General features: G+C 61.1%; 4 protein-coding genes. 2 read left to right on the top strand and 2 right to left on the bottom strand.

Annotated elements, in window-relative coordinates:
* Nucleotides 1-325 (top strand): ABC transporter permease subunit (locus OP495_RS17265; RefSeq protein WP_280570982.1); only part of this gene is annotated, 325 nt, incomplete at its 5' end.
* Between the two features lie 114 nt (nucleotides 326-439).
* Here the strand turns inward: OP495_RS17265 and OP495_RS17260 are convergent.
* Nucleotides 440-1,003, bottom strand: a complete 564-nt coding sequence (locus OP495_RS17260) for a thiamine pyrophosphate-dependent enzyme (protein ID WP_280570981.1) — start codon at nucleotides 1,001-1,003, stop codon at nucleotides 440-442.
* A gap of 103 nt (nucleotides 1,004-1,106) precedes the next feature.
* On the opposite strand from OP495_RS17260, the gene OP495_RS17255 reads away from it, so the two are divergent.
* Complete coding sequence (locus tag OP495_RS17255; protein WP_280570980.1) at nucleotides 1,107-1,748, top strand: LysE family transporter; 642 nt, start codon at nucleotides 1,107-1,109, stop codon at nucleotides 1,746-1,748.
* A 61-nt stretch (nucleotides 1,749-1,809) separates the two neighbouring features.
* Here OP495_RS17255 and OP495_RS17250 read toward each other — a convergent pair.
* Nucleotides 1,810-2,338: AraC family transcriptional regulator (locus tag OP495_RS17250; RefSeq protein WP_280570979.1), on the bottom strand; the 529-nt coding region annotated here is incomplete at its 5' end.

Genomic DNA, 2,338 nt, shown 5'->3' with positions numbered 1-2,338 from the left:
GATGGGTGAGGCCATCGAGGAGATCGATCGTCGCCCGGTGGAGGCTCTGGAAGCGACCGGCGCTTCGCGCGCCAAGGTCATCCTCTATGCCATCGTGCCGCAGGTGGTCCCAACCTTCTTCGCAGTCAGCATCCTGCGCTGGGACATCAACCTGCGTGAATCTACCGTGCTCGGTCTGGTAGGCGCCGGCGGCATCGGCGTGATTCTCCAGGGTGCCATCGACACGCTGGACTGGCCCACCGTCGCCACCGTATTGCTGGCCATCATCGTGCTCGTCATCGCCGGTGAGGCCGTCGCCGCCTGGCTACGCAAGAAGGTGATCTGAAGACATGGCGCTACGAGATTAAGTTAGTCGCGATATCCGTCACCCAGCCTAACACTACGAAAAACCGGGCGTTTGTCAGCGCCCGGTTGAGAGTGAGCATTAACTTTTGACGGCTTAGCGCTCGAAGAAGTTGCTTTTGACGAGGTCGACGACGTCTTCCATGCGGCCGTTGAGGACGGCTTTAGTGGAGTAGAGTGCGGTGGAAGCGACTTCTCCGGCGGCTACCTTGGGGGGCATGACGAGCTCCATACGGTTGACCTTGACGTCGAGTAGCGCGGGACCGTCATGGTTGAGCCATTCAGTGATAGCGGGCTTGAGTTCGTGGGCTTCCTCGACGCGTTTGCCCCAGATACCCATGGCCTGGGCAAGTTTATTGAAGTCGGGATTCTCGAGGTCAGTGTAGCTGTCGAGCAGGCCTTCGACCTTCTGTTCGAGCTCGACGAAGCCCAGCGAGCTGTTGTTATAAACGACGATGTTGAGCGGCACTTTCTCTTGCTTGAGGGTGAGAAGATCGCCCATCAGCATGGTCAGGCCGCCGTCGCCGCACATGGCGATGACTTGTCGCTCGGGAAACGCCTCCTGAATGCCGATGGCCTGCGGATAGGCGTTGGCCATGGTGCCGTGAACGAGGCTGGAAAGCGTACGGCGTTGGCCGTTGGCGTGAATGTGAAGCAACAAGCAGAGAATTGATATATCATCGCTTGGTCACCCGCCATGAATATCCGGTGGCCATGCGCGCCCATTCATAAACACGACCCACTCATGAACGGAGGTTAGTTCCATGGAGCTGACGACGTGGCTAACCTATGTCGGCGTTATCTCCGCACTGATCGCTTTTCCCGGCCCAGTGGCCTTGTTATGCATGCATCATGGGCTGCGCCATGGCCGACAACGCGCGCTAGCGACGGTAATCGGTGGGGCGACGGCATCGCTGGTTCTCATGGGGCTGTCGTCTTTGGGGCTGGGGGCTATCCTGGCAACTTCTGAGCTTGCCTTCACGTTTCTCAAGGGCGTGGGCGCGGCGTATCTCATCTATCTAGGCGTACAGGCATGGCGCGCACCGATGACGGCGGCGTCAATGACGGGCAATGCCGCACAGAGCTCGCAGCCCATCGAGCGAACCGGTACGCGTGCCCTCTTATGGCGCGGTTTTACTGTGGGTATCAGCAATCCCAAGGACCTACTTTTCTTCGGCGCATTGTTTCCCGGCTTCATTGACCTCGGTGCCTCGCAACTGCCGCAATTTGCGATTCTGTCGCTGACCTGGCTGGCCATCGACCTCACCACCATGTCGAGCTACGCCACGATGGGCTCAGGGATCGGTCGTTGGTTTCGTAGTCCACGCCGCGTGAAGCTGTTCAATCGCACCACGGGCAGCTTATTCATTGCCGCCGGAGGGACCTTGGCGGCCTCGCATCGCTGAGGCCCATCATCAGCCGCAAAGCTCCGAGCCGGCCTCGGCCTGCTACGCTTGGCGAGGTCACTTAGCCGTGCCTGAACTTTCCCGGCGTCTGTCCGGTCGAGCGTTTGAACGCGCGACTGAAGGCGGCCTGAGAGCCATAGCCCAGGCGCCAGGCGACTTGCTCGATCGATAATTGCTTTTCGGCGATCCACTGCGTGGCCAGACGCATGCGCAGTTGTGTGACGTAGCCGAGCGGTGAAACGCCCAGCGAGCCGCGGAAGCGTTCGGCGAATACCGAGCGCGAACTGCCCATCTCCGCCGCCATGGCGGCGACCGTCCAATCGCCGCCGGGCTCGCGGTGGACGGCGGCGATGACCTTACCCAAACGCGGGTCGCGCAACGCCTCGATCCAGCCACCGATGTCGGCGCAGCCACACTCGACCCAACCCCGTACGATGCTGGCAGCCACGACGTCGGCTAGCCGGGACAGAATACCCGCAGCGCCAGCCCGCTCGAGACTCGCCTCGCGCGCCATCGCTTCCAGCATCGGCAGTATTTCGGGATAGCGCGAGAGTAACGTGTCGACGTGCATCACGGCGGGCATCAGCGTC

Origin of the sequence: Chromohalobacter sp. 296-RDG (genome assembly GCF_029889885.1) — a bacterium.
Classification (GTDB): domain Bacteria; phylum Pseudomonadota; class Gammaproteobacteria; order Pseudomonadales; family Halomonadaceae; genus Chromohalobacter.
Note: the sequence above shows the minus strand (reverse complement) of the source record. Positions and strands in the feature narration are given on the sequence as shown.

What these genes read in the sequence shown, in the direction of transcription:
- OP495_RS17255 (WP_280570980.1), top strand. Translation starts at nt 1,107, where the DNA reads ATGGAGCTGACGACGTGGCTAACCTATGTCGGCGTTATCTCCGCACTG.